The sequence below is a fragment of the Variovorax sp. PEI5 genome, assembly GCF_056679935.1.
In genome coordinates this window covers 2,630,507-2,648,521 of the sequence record NZ_CM155257.1, presented here as the reverse complement: position 1 = coordinate 2,648,521, position 18,015 = coordinate 2,630,507, and the positions used below count along the sequence as shown (strand labels likewise).

The window sequence follows — 18,015 nt, the reverse complement described above, 5'->3', positions numbered from 1 at the left end:
TCCCTCTGGCGACCATGACGACGAACCTCCTTCGCAGACTTCCCCGCCGCGCCTGGGCCTGGGCGGCGTTCCCGGTCGCCGCCATCGCCCTGCTGCTCTCGTTCGGCGCCATCGGGCAGAGCACGGCACCGGCCTTCAAGGCCGTCGCCCTGGCGAGCGATCCGCTCTATGCCACCACGACGGGCGACAAGCCGGCGATGGCGCTCTCGCTGTCGGTCGAGTACCCGACCGTCGGGGCGCAATACACCCCGGGCGGCGACACCGACAACACCTACCGCAACACCAACGAATACCTGGGCTACTACGACGCCAACAGCTGCTATGTCTACAACCGGAATCCGACGGAGACGCCCGCGGCCGGATTCACGGTGTCGGACTACCGGCGCTTCGACCGCATCGGGCCGACCACCTCGACCACCGTGCGGTCCTGCAGCAACGCCTTCAGCGGCAACTTCCTGAACTGGGCCAGCAGCTCGGCCATCGACATGCTGCGCCTGGCGCTGTCGGGCGGCGACCGCTACGTCGACACCACCGACCTGACCATCCTGCAGCGCGCCGTCATCCCCAACGGCAATCCGACCTGCATGTGGAACACCAGCAGCTTCCCGGCCAAGCAGCTCACCCGCAACGGCGGTGGCGCGGGCACCTACTGGGGCGCCGTGCCCAACGCCATGATCACGGAGGCCGGCAGCAACGACATCTGGGTGGCCAACACGCTCGACCGGATCTATTTCGGCACGTCCAGGACCGGCTCGTGCGGCAACACCGCGGCCTACACGCTGGGCGGCAGCACGACGCTGAACCTGCCATCGGACGCGGTGCGCTGCGCCTCGGAGAACCAGAACTGCCAGTTCATCGGGGACCGGGAGGTCTGGTACGGCGTCGACACGCGATGGTCGGTGCTCAAGCTGAACAACAACACCCAGTGCAACAACGCCATCTTCGGCGACCCCGCCCCCGGCACCGGCAAGGCCTGCTTCACCCGCGCCGCCGCCGATCCCTGGGTGCCGCCGAGCAACCCGACGGCGCTCAACCCCGATGGATTCTTCTATGCCCGCGTGCAGGTCTGCGACAAGAACGGCGTCGCCCTCGCGGACAACCGCGACTATCCCAGCGCCTTCTGCACCCGCTATCCGAGCGGCAACTTCAAGCCCACCGGCGTGATCCAGAGGTACAGCGACCAGCTGCGCCTGGCCGCCTTCGGCTATCTCCTCGACCAGACCCGCAGTCCCGATGGCGGCCGCTATGGCGGCGTGCTGCGGGCGCCCATGAAGTACGTCGGCGCCAAGACCTTCGACGTCTATGGCCAGGACAACACCCCGGCCACCGGCAATCCCAGGGCCGAGTGGAGCGCCGACACCGGCGTCTTCTTCGCCAACCCCGATGGCAGCACCGCCTTCGGCACCAGCGGCGTGGTGAACTACCTCAACAGGTTCGGCCGCACCGGCACCAAGGGCCTCTACAAGATCTACGATCCGGTCAGCGAGCTCTACTACGAGACATTGCGCTACATGCAGGGCCTGCAGCCCAGCCCCGCCGCGGTCAGCAACATCACCACGGCGATGTACGACGGCTTTCCGGTCTTCACCGACTGGACCGGGCTCGACCCCTATGCGTCGCCGCGCTCGCGCACCAGCGACTACTCCTGCCTCAGGAGCAACGTGGTGGTGATCGGCGACATCAACACCCACGACAACCTCAACGCCTTCCCGGCGGCCAACGCGGCGGCCAACCTCCCCGACCGCGGCGCCTGGACCAGCGTCGTGCAGAGCTTCGAGAACGGCGGCACGCGCAACTATGTCGACGGCCAGGGCGTGACGCGCACCACCAGCAATCCGAGCGGCTACATCGACACCTCGCCGCGTGGCGACGCCATCATCGGCTACTCGTACTGGGCCCATACCCAGGACATCCGCGGCACCGCCTGGACGCAGGCGCCCGACAAGCAGCGCCCCGGCCTGCGCGTCAAGACCTTCATCTTCGACGTCAACGAGTACGGCACCGGCAACGACGCCAGCCAGCGCCGCTACAACAACCAGTTCTTCACCGCCGCCAAGTACGGCGGTTTCGAGTCGGTCGCCAACGGCACCACGACGCAGACCTTCAACAACTACGGCAATCCGTTCCGCCGCATGGATGGCACCGCCGACAACAACGTCTGGCAGGACCCGGCCAACCCCGGCGAGGCCAGCACCTATTACCTGCAGAGCAATGCGCGCGGGGTGCTCAACGCCTTCGAGAACATCTTCAGCCGCGCCGTCACGCGCGCCAGCAGCATCGCCGGCACCGCGCTGCAGGGCAGCCGCATCGCGCAGGGCAACACCATCTACCAGGGACAGTTCGACACCTCCGACTGGAGCGGCGACCTGCAGGCCTTCGCCGTCGGCGTCGATGCCAGCGGCAACACCAGCGTGGCGACCACCCCGACCTGGAGCGCCTCCAGCCAGCTCGCCGCGCAGGTCGCCGCCGGCGACACGCGCAACATCGTCGTGGGCAATCCCGGTGCCACCGCCACGACACCGGCCACGCTGTTCACCTGGGGCACGATCTCCCCATTGCTCAAGAGCCAGCTCGGGCAGGTCACGTCCAGCACCACCGATGGCCTGGCCAACAGCCGGCTCGACTACCTGCGCGGCAGCGCCAGCCTCGAGGGCAATCCGTTCCGGCGCCGCAACAACAGGCTGCTGGGCGACATCGTCAATTCCGGCGTGGCCTATTCGGGCACGCCGCCGGCCACCATCACGTCCACCACCTATGCGGCCTTCCGCGCCGCCAACATCGCCCGCAAGCCGGCGGTCTTCGTCGGCGCCAACGACGGCATGCTGCATGCGTTCGACGCCGGCACCGACGTCGCCACCGCCGGGCGCGAACTGTTCGCCTACATCCCGAGCTGGATGGGACCGAAGCTCGCCGCGCTGACCAGCGCGACCTATGCGAGCAACCACCAGAGCTATGTCGACGCGACGCCGGTGGTCGGCGAGGCCCAGCTCGGCACCGGCAACACCGCCGCCGACTGGCGCACTGTGCTGGTCTCCGGCACCGGCGCGGGCGGGCGTGGCGTGTTCGCCCTGGACATCACCGATCCCACCGCCTTCGGGCCATCGAAGGTGCTGTGGGAGTTCACCCAGGACGACGACCGGGACATGGGCTTCGTCGTCGGCCGCCCGCAGATCCTCAGGCTGCGCACCAGCGCGGCGAATGCCACCACCGCCACCTACAAATGGTTCGCGGTGGTCGCCAGCGGCGTCAACAACTACGTCAGCCAGAACAGTGTCTTCAGCACCACCGGGCAACCCGCGCTGTTCTTGCTCGACCTGTCCAAGCCCGTCTCCACCGCCTGGACCCTGGGCGCGAACTACTACAAGATCTCGTTCCCGGTGAACGCGACGCTGGCCGCCGCGAGCGCGCCGGGCATCGTGAACTTCGAGGGCGTGGCCGGGGCGCAGCGCGAACTGACGCTGCTCTATGCCGGCGACCTGCACGGCAACATGTGGAAGCTCGACTTCCGTCCCTGGGGCACGACCGACTGGACGCTCGCCAAGCTGTCGTCGTTCGTCTCCGCGGGTGGCACGCCCCTGCCGCTGTTCACGGCGCGCAGTGCCACGGGCAGCGTGCAGCCGATCACCATGTCGCCTTCCATCATCGCCGGCCAGCGCAGCGCCTCGATGTACGTGGCCTTCGGCACCGGCAAGTACCTCGAGGCCGACGACCGCGCCTCCAGCGCGCCGCAGTCGTTCTATGCCATCTACGACAACGCCACCACGACCCTCGACGGCGGGAACGGCGCGGCGGCCGTCAGCGGGCGCGGCCGCCTGGCCATGGGGACGTTCACCGCCGCCTCCACCGGCACGACCGGCACCACCACGACCACCACCAGCGACGGCAGCATCGATGTGCCGGCCTTCACGCCCGGCCGCGCCACGAGCGACACCGACACCACCCAGCGTTCGGGCTGGTACCTGGACTATCCGAGCAGCGGCGAGCGCCAGATCACCAATGCCCAGCTCAGCGGCGACATCCTGGCGTTCTCCAGCCTGATCCCCGGCTCCGCCGGCGCCGCCGCCGTCTGCGGCGTGAGCGGCGGCGGCGGGCGGGGCTACCTGCTCAACATCGACACCGGCGATGGCGATACCTTCATCTCCAAGGTCGGCATCCTGGGCGCGCCCATCGTGCTCGACCTGGCCAACGCCACCGAATCGACCAGCAACAGCACCGGCCGGCGCCTGCGCACCATCACCAGCCAGGTGGTCTCCCAGGGGTCGAGCGGCTTCAGCCAGGTCACGACGACCCGGCGCAACGTCATCGCCGGTCGCCTGAGCTGGCGGCAGATCAACAACTACCAGGACCTGAAGAGCACCACGCCATGACCCATCGCAGCCCTGAAGGACGCGCCTCGAGGCGAAGGACGCCCCGGCGGCGGCAAGCCGGCTTCACGCTGATCGAACTGATGATCGTGGTGGCGATCGTCGGCATCCTCGCCACCATCGCCTATCCGTCCTACCGGGAGTCGGTGCTCAAGGGCCGGCGCGCCGAAGCCCGAACCGCCCTGCTCGAACTGATGCAGCAGCAGGAGCGCTACATGACGCAGCGCGGCGCCTACCTGAACTTCATTGCCGACAACCCGGCGGCGGCGGCGATCTTCAAGATCTACTCGGGCGACGCGGTCACCGCGGCCAATGCCAAGTACAAGCTGTCGGCGGCGCAATGCCCGGCCGCGTCCGGCGGCACACAGCCCTCGCTCGCCGAATGCATCCAGCTCACGGCGACGCCCCAGAGTGCCGATCCGGTCGTCAATGCGCTGTCCCTCACCAGCACCGGCGCGCGAAGCTGCGATGGCGTGACGAGCGGTTCGCCCACCATCACGGCGAATCCGAAGCTCTGCTGGCCATGACGCCCGGCCGCTCTCGCCCCGCCCGTCAGCGCCGCGCGAATGCCGGCTTCACGCTGATCGAGCTGATGGTGACCATCGCCATCGCCTCGATCCTGCTGATGGTGGCCGCGCCGAGCTTCGTCTCGATGCAGCGCAATTCCGAGCTCACGGCGGCGGCCAACGCGCTCGTGGCCGGCATCAACGCGGCACGCGGCGAAGCCATGAAGCGGGGCGTGAACGCGGTGGTGGTGCCGACCGACGCGGCCGACTGGCGCAATGGCTGGACGGTCTTCGTGGACACCGGTACGACGCGCGACGGCACGCTCGGCGCCAGCGACATCGTCGTGCAGCGGCAGGCCGCGCTGGCGGGCTATTTCAACGTCTCGGGAACCGGCACGGCCGCCACGGCGCCGCCCTACATGATGTTCGACCCCTCGGGCTACAGCAAGACCAAGGCGGGCAACTTCGGCGTCCTGACGCTGAGCATCGCCCGCAACGATCTCTCCGGCACCGACCAGGCCGAGCAGACGCGACGCGTCATCGTCGCGCGCACCGGGCGGGCCCGCGCCTGCCGGCCCTCGACCGACACCACCTGCACCACCACCGCGACCGATTGAATCGGCGGGCCGCCGCGATGCAAGGCCGCGCCGTCGCGCGGTTCAGCGTGCCCGGATCCGCTCCAGCAGCGAGGCATAGATGGCCTCGATGCGATCCAGCGCCTTGGCCGAATCGAAGTGCCGGGCCTGCGCCAGGCCACGCGCGACCATCGCCTGGCGCTCCGCCGGCGACAGGTTGGCCACCTGCGCCAGCGCCGCGCCGGCCCGCGCGGCCCATGGCGTGCTCCATGGCGCGGGATCCTCCGTGTCCTGCAGGGTCGAGACCGGAATCAGCACCGCCGCGCTGCCGGCCACTTCGGTCATCGGCGCCTCGCCGGTCGTGATGACCGGACAGCCCGATGCCATGGCCTCGACGATCGGCCAGCCGAAACCCTCGGCAATGGACGGGAACAGGAACACCGTGGCCGCGCCGTAGAGCGCGGCGAGCTGCTCATCGGACACGGCGGACAGGAAATGGACATCGGCCGTGCTGCTCATCCGGGCGTGGATATCCGCCAGGCCCTCGGGCGGCGGCGGGCCGATCATCAGCAGCGGCAGCGCGGCGGCTTCCGCGGGCTCGCCGCTTTCCGGGGCGCGCGACAGCTGCCAGGCCTCGTAGGCGGCCAGCACGCCCTGGCGATTCTTGTACCAGGTGTTCACGCCCACATGCATCACGAAGCCGCGCGAAAGGTCGATGCCGAGCTCGCGGCCGAGCAGTTCGCGCTGCGCCGGCACGTCCGCGGTCGGCTGGAAGCGCGGATTGACGCCGTTGTAGACCACCTCGCAGCGGCTCGAGGCATCGACCACGTGCATCAGGTCCTCCCTGGTCTTGCGCGAGATGGCGATGAAGGCGCGCGCCTGGCTGAAACCGTTGCGGATGTAGCGCTGATAGAGCCGGCCGGTCTGGCTCACGGGGTTGTGCGGGATGCGTCCGAGCGCCGAGTCCTGCGCCAGGAAATCGTGGCAGTGCACGACGTGGGGACGCTTCGCGACCAGGGGAACCCAGGGACCGAGCGCATGGTCGGCGAACACGTAGAGCGTGTCGAGCGGTTGGCGCACCAGGCGCCACTTCACCTGCAGCGGAAACATCACGTACTGGTCGATGTAGCCCATCCACTTCTTCAGGCGCACCGGCACCGGCAGGCGATAGAACAAGGGCGCGGGCGTCCAGATCTGCACTTCGTGGCCACGACGCTTCATGTCGTCGACCAGCCACGACGCATAGCGCGTCATGCTGGAGATCGCGAGGAACGGAGGGTGCGTGAAGAATACGAGTTTCATGAGACTGTCGATGCTGTCGGCAGCCTCTCAGAAACGGGGGGTGTTCCGGGTTGGAGTGCTTCCTTCAGGCGTCTTGCGGCTTCGCCAACCTCGAAGTGTCGCTGATATGCGGCATGGGCCTCATGGCCGAGCATCACCTGCTGTTGTGGGGAAAGCGCCAGCCAGCGCGTGAGAAGTTCCAGGGTGCCTTCCTGCGTGTCGTCGGCGACGATGCCGCCCGGCTCGCATTCGCGCCAGATGTTGATCTGCCGGCTGATCAGCACGGGCCGGCCGCAGGCCATCGCCTCCACCACCGCGATGCCGAAGTTCTCCTGGTGGCTCGGCAGCACGAAGGCCGAGCAGCCATACAGCGCGCCCCACTTGGCCGCGCCGCTCAGCATGCCGGGGAAGTGGATGTCGTTGGTGCCGCCCGCCGCATCGGGCTGCGATGCGGCCAGCTGCTGCAGCAAGCGGCCATGGTCGGTGTCCAGGCCCGGTCCGGCCACGACCAGCGCGGGCAGCTCGCGGCCATCGCTCCGGGTCCCGGCGTCGCGCTGCCATTGCGCTCGCAGCTGCAGATAGGCGCGGATCAGCAGGTCGGTGCCCTTCTTCTCGTGCAGACGGCTCAGGAACAGCAGGTAGGGCCGACCCGCCACCTGCGGACAGCGCTCGGCGAAGGCCGGCGCCATGTCCGCATGCCGTGGCGGCGGTGCCTCGATGCCCAGGCCGACCTCGAGCTCGCGGCGCGGGTGGTAGGGCGTGAAAGGCTGGCATGCCAAGGTCAGCTCCTCGGCGCAGGTGAACAGCACGCCATCGGCGTTGTTCACCGGGCGGGCCTCGATGAACTTCCAGAACACCGTGTTGCGCAGGGCCTTGAGGCGCCGGCCGGGCGCCTTCTGGAAATAGGGGTCGAGCATGCCGTGCGGCATGACGTAGAAACGCGGGGAATCCGGTGCCGACGGATGCGAACGCCGGAATCGCGCAATGGCGCTCCAGGTACCCGCGCAATGATGCTGCCACAGGCCATGGGCGATCACGCCGTCGAAATTCTGCAGATGGTCGGCCAGCCAGGGCTGGAGCGCCGGGCAATAGCCATAGCCCCCCTTGGCCGGACCGATGGCATGCACGGGAAAGGCGTCGCGCCCCAGGAACGCGGCATCGGCCGCATCGAAACTCAGGACCTCGTTGTGCACGTCAAGCCGCGCCAGCGCTGGCACCATGTTGCGAACGGCCTGCGCAACACCGCCTTGCGCGGGGTCCATGCTGGGGATGACGTGGAGGAGTTTCATAGGCAATTTGAGAGGATAACCTACTGCCATTAGCGAAAATTAATTGATTATTTCAAACTAGGCGTAAGCATAATGAAGCAAGCAGTATCAAATTAGGATTTTGAATGTAAATAATTTCAAAATTAATTAATTTTAATTGCAAAAATTATTATTAATAGATGGCAATCAATTAAATAATAATGAAGCTACGGTCGATTTCTCAATCACCCATTTTGATATCGACTGTCTGAATTGCTGCTACAAATAAAATAGCCGCCCTAAGGCGGCTATTTAAGAAAGTTTGTATTACGGCGTAGCAGCGGCGCCACCACGGCATTCAGAAGGCACGTACTTATACTTGGCAGAAGAAGTAGTGGTACATGTCCAAATGATCGGGCCAGCCGGAATTGTGGCGGCTGCCAAAGCAGAACCGCCAGAAGTTGGTGTGAGTCTCATCGTTACTGCGCCCGCTGCAGCTGTGGTAACCACAGTAATCACACCAGTAGTGGGAGAGGTCGCCATTGTGTCAAGATTCTTTGACCCGTTTGCTGTAGCAATATCAGTAATTCCTGCATTAAGGGTAGCTGCAGAATTTGCAGCGTTTTCAGCAACTGCGATTTTCGCAGAAGCTGCTTGAACAAGCGCTTCGCTCACGCGCGCCCTCACGGTGTAATCCTGATACGCAGGCAATGCCACGGCAGCAAGAATACCGATGATCGCCACGACGATCATCAATTCGATCAGGGTGAAACCCTTTTGCACGTTGCGTGCGACGGAACGACGGTTCATTCATTACTCCAGAGAGGTTGCAGGTGAAAAGTCCGGGCATCGACCCGGCGCCCTCTCCTTCAGCATCCAGCGTGCCAAGGTTTTCGGCTCTCTGGCGGAGCCCAGTTTGTAAATCGATAGCTCACATATTCTTACAGTGCGTGACAAAAATGGCACTTGTGAGCACAATGAATCTGACAAAACTGTCAGATCAGGCCGATGCCATGCTCAAAGCGTCAGTATTTCCGCGGCGCGCAGCCACCGGATGTCGCGCGACCGCAGCGGGCTCGTGGTCCGATCCGAGGCGAGGATCTCGATCTGACTCATGATCTCCTCGGTCTCGGCCGGCTTGGTGTGCGTGATGTAGATCGGATAGTGGCGGCCGGGATCGATGCACGCGAGTTCGTTGGCCAGGGTGGTGGGCGACAGATGCAGACTGCGCTGCGCCAACGCCTGTTCCTGATCGCTGAAGGCCGTCTCGATGACCAGCATGCCGACATCGAGCGCGTTCATGCGATCCCAGAAGGGCGGGTTGCGCTCGGTGTCGCCACTGAAGGCCCAGTGGGGTCCGCCGGCGGCATTGCGGATGGCGAAACCACAGGCCGGCACCGTATGGACGGCGGGCAGCACCTCGATCATCTTGGACTGGCGGCTGCCCAGCGTCAGGACGGCGCCGACATCGATGTCGTGGAAGCAGACGAAGGGGCGTTCCGGACTGGGGATGCGCGCGAAGTCAGGCCAGACGACGTTGTTGAAGACATGGGCCCGCAGCGCCTGGTTGGTGGCCGCCAGCGCATGCACGCGCAGGGGTTGCCGGCGGCGGCTGGCCACGGCATCGATCATCAGGGGCAGCGCGGCGATGTGATCGAGGTGGGAATGCGTGAGCACCACGTCGTCGATGCCGGCCATCTCGTCCAGGGTGAGGTCGCCGACGCCGGTGCCGGCGTCGACCAGCAGATCGTCATCGATCAGGAAAGCGGTCGTGCGGCAATCCTTGGCGATGGCGCCTGAGCAGCCCAGGACACGCACCTGCATTGACGGGGATCCTTTGATTGGCATGGACTCGTTCGAACCGGAGACATCGTTTCCCGTCCGGATCGCGGGCTGCACTGGACATCAAGGCTAAACGCTCGATCCTTGGCGGGCAAAGGAATTTTTTGGCACTAGGGCGAGCGACTTTCAGACCCGGACGAATTGCATCTTGGTGCCGCCCAACTCCAGAACGTCGCCATCCTGCAGGGCGACAGCCTCCTGGCCCAGTTGCTCGCCATTGAGCAGGGTTCCGCCGTCGATCGGCGCAACCACGTAGCCATGCAGACGCCGCGTGACGGCGGCGACGGCCACGCCAGGGCGGCCGATGGTGGTGACGACCTTGGCCAGCGTCAGTTCGCGTCCGGCTCCCGCGCCCGACAGCACGCGGATCGCCGCGGGCGCCACGTTGGCGCCCGGCATCACGGAAGCCGGATGGACCACCGGCGGCGGTGGGGGCGGCGCGACGGGTGCCACCGTCTGCAATGCCCCGGGGATCGTCAGGGGCCGGGACGAGACGAAGGGCTGGTGACCGGCAAGGAAGCGGATCTTGTACTTGCCCACTTCCACCACGTCGTTGTGCTCGAGCATGTGGCGGCGGACGGCACGCGCGTTGACATAGGTGCCGTTGGTGCTGTTGAGGTCTTCGAGATAGACGGCGCCGTCGATCATGTGGAACACGGCGTGCTCGCCGCTGATGGCGAGGTTGTCGATCACGATGTCGTTGTAGGGCCGACGCCCGAGGGTCGTGCGGTCCTTGACCAAGGAGACTTCCTTGATGACGACACCGTCGATCGAAACGATCATTTTCGGCATGGCCGACTCCTGAATCTGCGAGGTTGAATCCGACGGGCTCCTAGGAAGGGGTGTTCCTACATCATGCGCCCGGCTTCCAGTGCGTTTGCAGGCATCAAGATGCCGTTTCAGCCTTGGCCAATATCACTGAAATGTTGTCACGGCCACCATTGTCATTCGCCATTGAAACCAAAAGTGTTGCTTTGTCTGCGAGCTCGTTCTTTTGTAACAAAACTGTGCAGATATCCGCATCTGAAACCATTTCACTTAATCCATCGGAGCACAGCAGATACAGGTCGCCCGGTTGCACAGGGTAGTCGTTCGTCTCCAGGGTCACACGGGCCTCGATGCCCAGGGCGCGCGTGACCAGATTGCGGTGGGGAGATGCGGCGGCCTCCGCTGGTGTGATCAGCCCGGCGTCGAGCTGGTCCTGCAGCAGCGAATGATCGCGCGTGAGCTGCTCCAGGCGGCGTTCGCGCAGCCGGTAGCAGCGCGAATCGCCGATGTGCCCGACGACGATGCGTCGTGGGCCGCAAAAGGCGAGCACGAGGGTCGTGCCCATGCCCAGCAGCTGCTTGTCGATGGTGCCGGCCTCGAGGATGGCGCGGTTGGCCTCGTCGGTGCCGATCTGCAGAGCCCGGCGCACGGCGCGGGTCTGGTCGCACAGATCGGTATGGGCGAGCCAGCGGCCGAAGCTGGCCGAGAGCAGGGCGGTGGCCATGCCGCTGGCCACCTCGCCGCCGTTGTAGCCGCCCATGCCATCGGCCAGGATCGCCAGTTTCTGGTGGGGGTCGACGAACACGGCGTCCTCGTTGTTGACGCGCACCCGGCCCCGGTCGGTCAATGTCGCGAAGGTCCATGACGGCACCGCGCCGGCTGCATCATCGATCGAGGGGGCGAAGTGCGTCATGGGACGTGTTTATAACGGCACCCGGTGCCGATCGGGCTCGACGACCTAGCCGGCGGCGGTGCGGCGCGCACGATGCCGCAGCCAGTTGCCCACCAGCAGCACGAACGCCGCACCCGCCGCGGGGGCGACATAGTGCAGCCAGGGACGCGACTCCAGCGCGCCATGCAGTGACACGTCGTTCATGATGGTCTCGCCCGCGACCCAGCCGATGAGGGCCGCGCCGAGGACCACGATGATCGGGAAGCGCTCCATCATCTTGATCATGATCGTGCTGCCGAAGATCACCAGCGGGATGCTGATCGCCAGGCCCAGGATGAGCAGGACCGAATTGCCATGGGCGGCGGCCGCGACGGCGATGACGTTGTCCAGGCTCATCACCAGATCGGCGATCAGGATCGTGCGGACGGCCGAGAACATGTTGCCGTGGTGCTTGCCGTGGCCGTCGCCTTCCTCCTCCTCGCCCAGCAGCTGCAATCCGATCCACAGCAGCAGCAGGCCGCCGATGATCTGCAGGTAGGGCAGGGCGAGCAGCTTGGCGGCAACGATCGTCAGCACGATCCGCAGCACGACGGCGGCGCCGGAGCCGATCAGCACGGCCTTGCGCTGCTGTTCCGGCGGCAACGAACGGGCCGCGAGCGCGATCACGACCGCGTTGTCACCCGACAGGATGATGTTGATCCAGACGATCTCGAGCAGACCGATCCAGAAGGTGGAGGTGTTGAGGAATTCCATGTGATGTCCCGTTGTTATGTATGAAAAAGCGCTCGCAATGGATCACATTGCGAGCGCTTTTCGTTCTGGGGTGGTTGGAAGTAACGCGCTGTCGGCGTCGATGGGGCGTGCGCGAACTCTTGGGAGCGATGCGCCGGCAGGTCCTTAGATGCGTGCCTTGAGCAGCTTCGCCAGTTCGGAGAAGTTGCGCGTCACGGTGAAGCCGCACTCTTCCATGATGGAGAGCTTGGCATCGGCCGTGTCGGCACCGCCCGAGATCAGCGCGCCGGCATGGCCCATGCGCTTGCCCGGAGGCGCCGTGACGCCGGCGATGAAGCCGACGACCGGCTTCTTCATGTGGTCCTTGCACCAGCGGGCCGCATCGGCTTCGTCGGGGCCGCCGATCTCGCCGATCATGATGACGGCGTCGGTGTCGGGATCGTCGTTGAAGGCCTTCATCACGTCGATGTGCTTCAGGCCGTTGATCGGGTCGCCACCGATGCCGACGGCGCTCGACTGGCCGAGACCGATCTCGGTGAGCTGGGCCACGGCTTCATAGGTCAGGGTACCCGAGCGCGAGACCACGCCGATGCGGCCCTTGCGGTGGATGTGGCCGGGCATGATGCCGATCTTGATCTCGTCGGGGGTGATCAGGCCGGGACAGTTGGGGCCCAGCAGCAGCGTCTTCTTGCCACCGGCGGCTTCCTTGGCCTTCATCCGGTTGCGCACTTCGAGCATGTCGCGCACCGGGATGCCTTCGGTGATGCAGATCGCCATGTCGAGGTCGGCCTCGACGGCTTCCCAGATCGCGGCGGCGGCGCCGGCCGGCGGCACGTAGATCACGGAGACGGTGGCACCGGTCTCCTTGGCCGCTTCCTTGACCGAACCGAAGATCGGGATGTTGAAGATCGACTCGCCGGCCTTCTTCGGATTCACGCCTGCGACGAAGCAGTTCTTGCCGTTCGCATATTCCTGGCACTTCTCCGTGTGGAACTGACCGGTCTTGCCGGTGATGCCTTGCGTGATGACTTTGGTGTCTTTGTTGATGTAGATCGACATGACTTGTGTTCCTTAGGCCTTCTTGACCGCTGCGACGACCTTCTGGGCCGCGTCCGCCATGGTGTCGGCGCTGATGATGGGCAGGCCCGAATCGGCCAGCAGCTTCTTGCCTTCGACCTCGTTCGTGCCCTTCATGCGCACGACCAGCGGCACCTGCAGGTTCACGGCCTTGCATGCGGCGATGACGCCGGTGGCGATGGTGTCGCACTTCATGATGCCGCCGAAGATGTTGACGAGGATGGCTTCCACGTTCTTGTTCTTCAGCATGATCTTGAAGGCCTCGGTCACCTTCTCGGGGGTGGCGCCGCCGCCCACGTCGAGGAAGTTGGCCGGCTCGCCGCCGAACAGCTTGATGGTGTCCATGGTGGCCATGGCCAGGCCAGCGCCGTTCACCAGGCAGCCGATGTTGCCGTCCAGGCTGATGTAGGCGAGGTCGAACTTGGAGGCCTCGACCTCGGCCGCGTCCTCCTCGTCGAGGTCGCGCAGGGCGACGATCTCGGGGTGGCGGAACAGCGCGTTGCTGTCGAAGTTGAACTTGGCGTCCAGCGCCATGACGTTGCCCTTGCTGTCGCGGTTGAGCGGATTGATCTCGACCAGCGCGGCATCCGTCTCCATGTAGCAGGTGTAGAGCTTCTTCAGGATGTCGACCGTCTGCGCGGTGGAGTCGGCCGGCATGCCGATGCCGTCGGCGATCTCCTTGGCCTGCGCGTCGGTCAGGCCGTCCTTGGGATCGGCGTAGACCGTGATGATCTTCTCGGGCGAGGAGTGGGCGACTTCCTCGATGTCCATGCCGCCTTCGCTCGAGGCGATGAAGGCGATCTTCTGCGTCGCGCGATCGGTCACGGCCGAGACGTAGTATTCCTTCTGGATGTCCGCGCCGTCCTCGATGTAGAGGCGGCGGACCTTCTGGCCCTCGGGGCCGGTCTGGTGCGTCTTGAGCTGCATGCCCAGGATCTCGCCGGCGATGCGCTTGACGTCGTCGATGGTCTTGGCGACCTTGACGCCGCCACCCTTGCCACGGCCACCGGCATGGATCTGGGCCTTGACGACCCAGACCGGGCCGCCGAGTTTCTGGGCGGCTTCGACCGCCTCCTGGACCGTGTAGGCCGCAATGCCGCGCGGCACGGGCACGCCGAACTTGGCAAGAATTTCCTTGCCTTGGTACTCGTGAATCTTCATGAGGTGTCTCTCGGAACGGAGGTTGAGAACGGGAGATGGAAAAAGGATGTCGTCGATCGCGGGCCGCGGCGCCTGGCGGACGGGGGCGGCGAATAACTTCGGGACTGTATCATGGTGCGGTGCACCAAAGCGAGCTGGTACGTAGACCTTGGTTCCCAGGTTTCCAACATATTTAACTCATTCAATCATGCCAAAAGTGTTCATCGATGGCGAAGCCGGTACCACCGGCCTGCAGATCCGCGAGCGGCTCCAATCCATGCCGCAGATCGAACTGGTGAGCATCGCGCCGGAATTGCGCAAGGACACGAACGCCAAGCGCGACCTGATGGCGGGTGTCGATCTGGTGGTGCTGTGCCTGCATGACGACGCGGCGATCGAGTCGGTGGCGCTCATCGACCAGTTGTCCGGCGTCAAGCCGCGCATCATCGATGCCTCCACGGCGCATCGCACCGATGCGCGCTGGGCCTTCGGCTTCCCGGAGCTGGTGGCCGGGCACTGGGAGGCGGTGTCGCGGGCCGATCGCGTGGCCAACCCCGGCTGCTACGCGACCGGTGCCATCGCCATCGTGCGGCCGTTGATCGATGCCGGGCTGATCCCGGCCGATTTCCCGCTCGTGCTGCCCTCCGTCAGCGGCTATTCGGGCGGCGGCCGGCCCATGATCGAGGCCTACGAGAAGGGCGAGGCGGCACCCTACGAGCTCTATGCGCTCGGCCTCAAGCACAAGCACATCCCGGAGATCATGAAATACACCGGTCTGCGGCGTCGGCCGATGTTCGTGCCTTCGGTGGGCAACTTCAGGCAGGGCATGCTGGTCCAGCTGCCGCTGCATCTCGACGACCTGCCGGGCAAGCCCCGGGCCGGCGACCTGCACGATGCGCTGGCGGCCCATTACGAGAAGAGCAACACGCCCGAGCAGTTCGTGAAGGTGCTGCCTCCCACGCCCGACGGCAAGCTCGAACCCACCGCACTCAACGACACCAACGAACTCGAGCTGCGGGTGTATCCGAACGAGGATCACCGCCATGCGGTGGTGATCGCGCGGCTGGACAACCTGGGCAAGGGCGCGAGCGGCGCCGCCGTGCAGAACCTGAAGCTGATGCTGAAGCTCTGAGCGCGGCTCAGTCGTCGAAGCCGGTCCGGTCGCCGGCGTCGGCCTCGGACTCCGGATCGAAGGCACCGCGCAGCACCTTGGCGACGACCGCGCCCGAGAAGCCCCGCGCCATCAGGAAGCGCGCCTGCCTGGCGCGTTCTTTCTGATCGGTCGCCGGGGCATCGAAACGGCGGCGCCAGACCTCGATGGCGCGAGCCAGTTCGCTGTCCTTCAGGCCGGCCACCGCCTCGCTGATGGCCTCCGGCGCGATGCCCTTCCTCTGCAGTTCCTGGCGCACGCGCGCCGCTCCCATGCGCGGCGCGCGCTGATGGACCACCGACTGCACCACGCGCGTCTCGCTGATGAAATCCTTGGCCTCGAGTTCGTCCAGCGCCTGGGCCAGGGTGCCGGGTTCCTCCTCGTACTTCGCCAGCTTGCGCGCGAGTTCGGAGCGCGAGTGTTCGCGTTGGCTCAGCAGGCGCAGGGCGCGACCCTTCAGGGACGGAGCGGCGAAAGCCATGGCGTCATCGATCCTCGGTGGCTGGAAATGAAAAAGGCGCCCGTCGCCTGGAAGCGCGGGCGCCCGGGTGCAGGGTGGAGGCTCAACCCTGCTGCTGCGGCGGTAGCTTGGGCGCCTTGGCGTCGAGCTTCGGCTCGGCCTTGTCCGCTTTATCGGCCTTGTCCGCCTTGGCCGGCGCATCGCTCGCGCCGGCTTCGGCCGCCAGCATCGGAATGCCCAGCGACTCGCGCACCTTGTTCTCGATCTCGCGCGAGAGCTGCGGGTTCTCGCGCAGGAATTCACGCGCGTTGTCGCGGCCCTGGCCGATCTTCTCGCCCATGTAGGCATACCAGGCACCGGACTTGTCGACGATCTTGGCGGTCACGCCCATGTCGATGATCTCGCCCTCGCGGCTGATGCCTTCGCCGAACAGGATGTCGAACTCGGCCGTCTTGAAGGGCGGGCTGACCTTGTTCTTGACCACCTTCACCTTGGTCTCGTTGCCGATCGCCTCGTCGCCCTTCTTGATGGTGCCGATGCGGCGGATGTCCAGGCGCACGGAGGCGTAGAACTTCAGCGCGTTGCCACCGGTGGTGGTTTCGGGCGAACCGAACATCACGCCGATCTTCATGCGGATCTGGTTGATGAAGATGACCATGCAGTTGGTCTTCTTGATCGTGGCGGTCAGCTTGCGCAGCGCCTGGCTCATGAGCCGCGCCTGCAGGCCGGGCAGGGAGTCGCCCATCTCGCCCTCGATCTCGGCCTTGGGCGTGAGCGCGGCGACCGAGTCGACCACGATCAGGTCGACCGCGCCGGAACGCACCAGCGAATCGACGATCTCCAGGGCCTGTTCGCCGGTGTCGGGCTGGCTGATCAGCAGATCGGACAGGTTGACGCCCAGCTTCTGCGCATATTGCACGTCGAGCGCGTGTTCGGCGTCGACGAAGGCGCAGGTGCCGGCCTGCTTCTGCATCTCGGCGATGACCTGCAGCGTGAGCGTGGTCTTGCCCGACGATTCCGGGCCATAGATCTCGATCACGCGGCCGCGCGGCAGGCCGCCGACGCCCAGCGCGATGTCCAGCCCCAGCGAACCGGTCGAGACGACCTGGATGTCCTCCAGCGCCTCGCCTTCGCCGAGCCGCATGATCGTGCCCTTGCCGAACTGCTTTTCGATCTGCGCGAGTGCCGCCTGGAGCGCCTTGGCCTTTTCGCTGCCGGCGACGGAGATGCTGCTGCCCTTGACGAGTGCGTCCATGAGAAATCCTTTAAAATCAACAGGTTGTGATGTCGGCATCCTGGGTTCGCGAGTGGCTTGCTGGATGCTTGAACAGTAGTTTAAGACGGTGTGCCAAAGAACAAGAGAGATTTTTGGTCAGTTTGGATGACTATTTTTCGATGACCGAAACACATCTTTCCGACAGTGCCGACGACTGGCGCCAGACGCATCTGGGGCGTCTGCTCGGACATGCGATGCGTCGTTTCGACGAGCGCGTCCTGACGCTGATGGCACACGACATCGACGTCCCGCTGGCCCTGTCGAACCTCGCCGCCCGCGCCCAGGTCAGCGCCGCGCACATCCACATCACGCGCCATCTGGCCCGTGGCGGTTCGCGCCTGACCGAACTGGCCGAACGCGCCGGCATAACCAAGCAGGCCATGGGCACGCTGGTCGACCAGTGCGAAGCCTGGGGATTGGTGACGCGCGAGCCGGATCCGCTCGACGCGCGGGCACGCCGCGTGCTGTTCACCGCCGACGGCCTGGCCTGGCTCGAGGCCTTCCGCAAGGCCGTCGCGCAGGCCGAAGCCGAATTCCGCGCCAGTGTGGGCGACGACATCGCCACCGTCGTGACGATCGGCCTGGAAGCCTATGCCTCCTGAGGACGACGGCACGGACCCCGCGGACCGGACGCCAAGACCATCGACGCCGCCGCCGACGCCGGCCGTCGCCGCGCCGCCGCGCAAGCCATTGCCACGGATCGCG

Annotated in this window: 16 protein-coding genes; 5 read left to right on the top strand and 11 right to left on the bottom strand. The window is 65.7% G+C overall.

The window, feature by feature from the left end:
- The first annotated feature begins 14 nt into the window (after positions 1–14).
- The 3 genes from AC1MLT_RS12255 to AC1MLT_RS12245 are packed head-to-tail and all read left to right on the top strand — an operon-like array spanning position 15 to position 5,487.
- Positions 15–4,367, top strand: a complete 4,353-nt coding sequence (locus AC1MLT_RS12255) for a pilus assembly protein (RefSeq protein ID WP_481032488.1) — start codon at positions 15–17, stop codon at positions 4,365–4,367.
- On the top strand, positions 4,364–4,891 hold the full coding sequence (locus AC1MLT_RS12250) for a type IV pilin protein (protein WP_481032487.1): 528 nt from the start codon (positions 4,364–4,366) through the stop codon (positions 4,889–4,891). Before AC1MLT_RS12255 ends, AC1MLT_RS12250 begins: the two co-directional genes overlap by 4 nt.
- Complete coding sequence (locus AC1MLT_RS12245; protein ID WP_481032486.1) at positions 4,888–5,487, top strand: GspH/FimT family pseudopilin; 600 nt, start codon at positions 4,888–4,890, stop codon at positions 5,485–5,487. The genes AC1MLT_RS12250 and AC1MLT_RS12245 overlap by 4 nt, the downstream gene beginning before the upstream one ends.
- Before the next feature lie 42 nt (positions 5,488–5,529).
- On the opposite strand, the gene AC1MLT_RS12240 is transcribed toward AC1MLT_RS12245, so the two are convergent.
- The 9 genes from AC1MLT_RS12240 to sucC all read right to left on the bottom strand — a co-directional run bounded on the left by AC1MLT_RS12240 (position 5,530) and on the right by sucC (position 14,445).
- Positions 5,530–6,747 (bottom strand): glycosyltransferase, encoded by a 1,218-nt coding sequence (locus AC1MLT_RS12240; protein ID WP_481032485.1) that lies wholly within the window; start codon positions 6,745–6,747, stop codon positions 5,530–5,532.
- Positions 6,744–8,015, bottom strand: coding sequence for a glycosyltransferase (locus tag AC1MLT_RS12235; RefSeq protein WP_481032484.1), 1,272 nt, complete (start codon positions 8,013–8,015; stop codon positions 6,744–6,746). The genes AC1MLT_RS12240 and AC1MLT_RS12235 overlap by 4 nt, the downstream gene beginning before the upstream one ends.
- A gap of 285 nt (positions 8,016–8,300) precedes the next feature.
- A complete protein-coding gene (locus tag AC1MLT_RS12230; RefSeq protein WP_481032483.1) occupies positions 8,301–8,783 on the bottom strand; it encodes a pilin in 483 nt (160 codons plus the stop codon).
- A 207-nt stretch (positions 8,784–8,990) separates the two neighbouring features.
- Complete coding sequence (locus AC1MLT_RS12225) at positions 8,991–9,797, bottom strand: 3',5'-cyclic-nucleotide phosphodiesterase (RefSeq protein ID WP_296313709.1); 807 nt, start codon at positions 9,795–9,797, stop codon at positions 8,991–8,993.
- Between the two features lie 144 nt (positions 9,798–9,941).
- Positions 9,942–10,607: an FHA domain-containing protein gene (locus tag AC1MLT_RS12220; protein WP_296313711.1), complete on the bottom strand. Its 666-nt coding sequence runs from the start codon at positions 10,605–10,607 to the stop codon at positions 9,942–9,944.
- Between the two features lie 94 nt (positions 10,608–10,701).
- Positions 10,702–11,496 carry a Stp1/IreP family PP2C-type Ser/Thr phosphatase gene (locus AC1MLT_RS12215; protein ID WP_296313713.1) on the bottom strand — a complete coding sequence of 265 codons (795 nt, stop codon included), beginning with the start codon at positions 11,494–11,496 and terminating at the stop codon, positions 10,702–10,704.
- A 45-nt stretch (positions 11,497–11,541) separates the two neighbouring features.
- Positions 11,542–12,228 carry a TerC family protein gene (locus AC1MLT_RS12210; RefSeq protein WP_296313715.1) on the bottom strand — a complete coding sequence of 229 codons (687 nt, stop codon included), beginning with the start codon at positions 12,226–12,228 and terminating at the stop codon, positions 11,542–11,544.
- 144 nt (positions 12,229–12,372) lie between these two features.
- On the bottom strand, positions 12,373–13,266 hold the full coding sequence (sucD, locus tag AC1MLT_RS12205; protein WP_481032482.1) for a succinate--CoA ligase subunit alpha: 894 nt from the start codon (positions 13,264–13,266) through the stop codon (positions 12,373–12,375).
- A gap of 12 nt (positions 13,267–13,278) precedes the next feature.
- Positions 13,279–14,445 carry an ADP-forming succinate--CoA ligase subunit beta gene (gene sucC / locus AC1MLT_RS12200; protein WP_481032481.1) on the bottom strand — a complete coding sequence of 389 codons (1,167 nt, stop codon included), beginning with the start codon at positions 14,443–14,445 and terminating at the stop codon, positions 13,279–13,281.
- 187 nt (positions 14,446–14,632) lie between these two features.
- Between sucC and argC the strand changes: the two genes are divergently transcribed.
- Positions 14,633–15,556, top strand: coding sequence for an N-acetyl-gamma-glutamyl-phosphate reductase (gene argC, locus AC1MLT_RS12195; RefSeq protein ID WP_481032480.1), 924 nt, complete (start codon positions 14,633–14,635; stop codon positions 15,554–15,556).
- Between the two features lie 7 nt (positions 15,557–15,563).
- On the opposite strand, the gene recX is transcribed toward argC, so the two are convergent.
- Complete coding sequence (gene recX / locus AC1MLT_RS12190) at positions 15,564–16,055, bottom strand: recombination regulator RecX (RefSeq protein ID WP_481032479.1); 492 nt, start codon at positions 16,053–16,055, stop codon at positions 15,564–15,566.
- A gap of 82 nt (positions 16,056–16,137) precedes the next feature.
- A complete protein-coding gene (recA, locus tag AC1MLT_RS12185) occupies positions 16,138–17,289 on the bottom strand; it encodes a recombinase RecA (RefSeq protein ID WP_481032478.1) in 1,152 nt (383 codons plus the stop codon).
- Positions 17,290–17,429: 140 nt separating this feature from the next.
- Here recA and AC1MLT_RS12180 point away from each other — a divergent pair, with 140 nt between their 5' ends.
- Positions 17,430–17,912: a MarR family winged helix-turn-helix transcriptional regulator gene (locus AC1MLT_RS12180; protein ID WP_481032477.1), complete on the top strand. Its 483-nt coding sequence runs from the start codon at positions 17,430–17,432 to the stop codon at positions 17,910–17,912.
- Positions 17,913–18,015 lie beyond the last annotated feature (103 nt).

Excerpts from the sequence above, each read along its gene's own strand:
- AC1MLT_RS12210 (WP_296313715.1), bottom strand. The coding sequence starts at position 12,228 with ATGGAATTCCTCAACACCTCCACCTTCTGGATCGGTCTGCTCGAGATC.
- AC1MLT_RS12250 (WP_481032487.1), top strand. The coding sequence starts at position 4,364 with ATGACCCATCGCAGCCCTGAAGGACGCGCCTCGAGGCGAAGGACGCCC.
- AC1MLT_RS12235 (WP_481032484.1), bottom strand. The coding sequence starts at position 8,015 with ATGAAACTCCTCCACGTCATCCCCAGCATGGACCCCGCGCAAGGCGGT.
- AC1MLT_RS12240 (WP_481032485.1), bottom strand. The coding sequence starts at position 6,747 with ATGAAACTCGTATTCTTCACGCACCCTCCGTTCCTCGCGATCTCCAGC.
- sucD (WP_481032482.1), bottom strand. The coding sequence starts at position 13,266 with ATGTCGATCTACATCAACAAAGACACCAAAGTCATCACGCAAGGCATC.
- AC1MLT_RS12230 (WP_481032483.1), bottom strand. The coding sequence starts at position 8,783 with ATGAACCGTCGTTCCGTCGCACGCAACGTGCAAAAGGGTTTCACCCTG.
- AC1MLT_RS12255 (WP_481032488.1), top strand. The coding sequence starts at position 15 with ATGACGACGAACCTCCTTCGCAGACTTCCCCGCCGCGCCTGGGCCTGG.
- recA (WP_481032478.1), bottom strand. The coding sequence starts at position 17,289 with ATGGACGCACTCGTCAAGGGCAGCAGCATCTCCGTCGCCGGCAGCGAA.
- AC1MLT_RS12225 (WP_296313709.1), bottom strand. The coding sequence starts at position 9,797 with ATGCAGGTGCGTGTCCTGGGCTGCTCAGGCGCCATCGCCAAGGATTGC.
- AC1MLT_RS12180 (WP_481032477.1), top strand. The coding sequence starts at position 17,430 with ATGACCGAAACACATCTTTCCGACAGTGCCGACGACTGGCGCCAGACG.
- AC1MLT_RS12215 (WP_296313713.1), bottom strand. The coding sequence starts at position 11,496 with ATGACGCACTTCGCCCCCTCGATCGATGATGCAGCCGGCGCGGTGCCG.
- recX (WP_481032479.1), bottom strand. The coding sequence starts at position 16,055 with ATGGCTTTCGCCGCTCCGTCCCTGAAGGGTCGCGCCCTGCGCCTGCTG.
- sucC (WP_481032481.1), bottom strand. The coding sequence starts at position 14,445 with ATGAAGATTCACGAGTACCAAGGCAAGGAAATTCTTGCCAAGTTCGGC.
- AC1MLT_RS12220 (WP_296313711.1), bottom strand. The coding sequence starts at position 10,607 with ATGCCGAAAATGATCGTTTCGATCGACGGTGTCGTCATCAAGGAAGTC.
- argC (WP_481032480.1), top strand. The coding sequence starts at position 14,633 with ATGCCAAAAGTGTTCATCGATGGCGAAGCCGGTACCACCGGCCTGCAG.
- AC1MLT_RS12245 (WP_481032486.1), top strand. The coding sequence starts at position 4,888 with ATGACGCCCGGCCGCTCTCGCCCCGCCCGTCAGCGCCGCGCGAATGCC.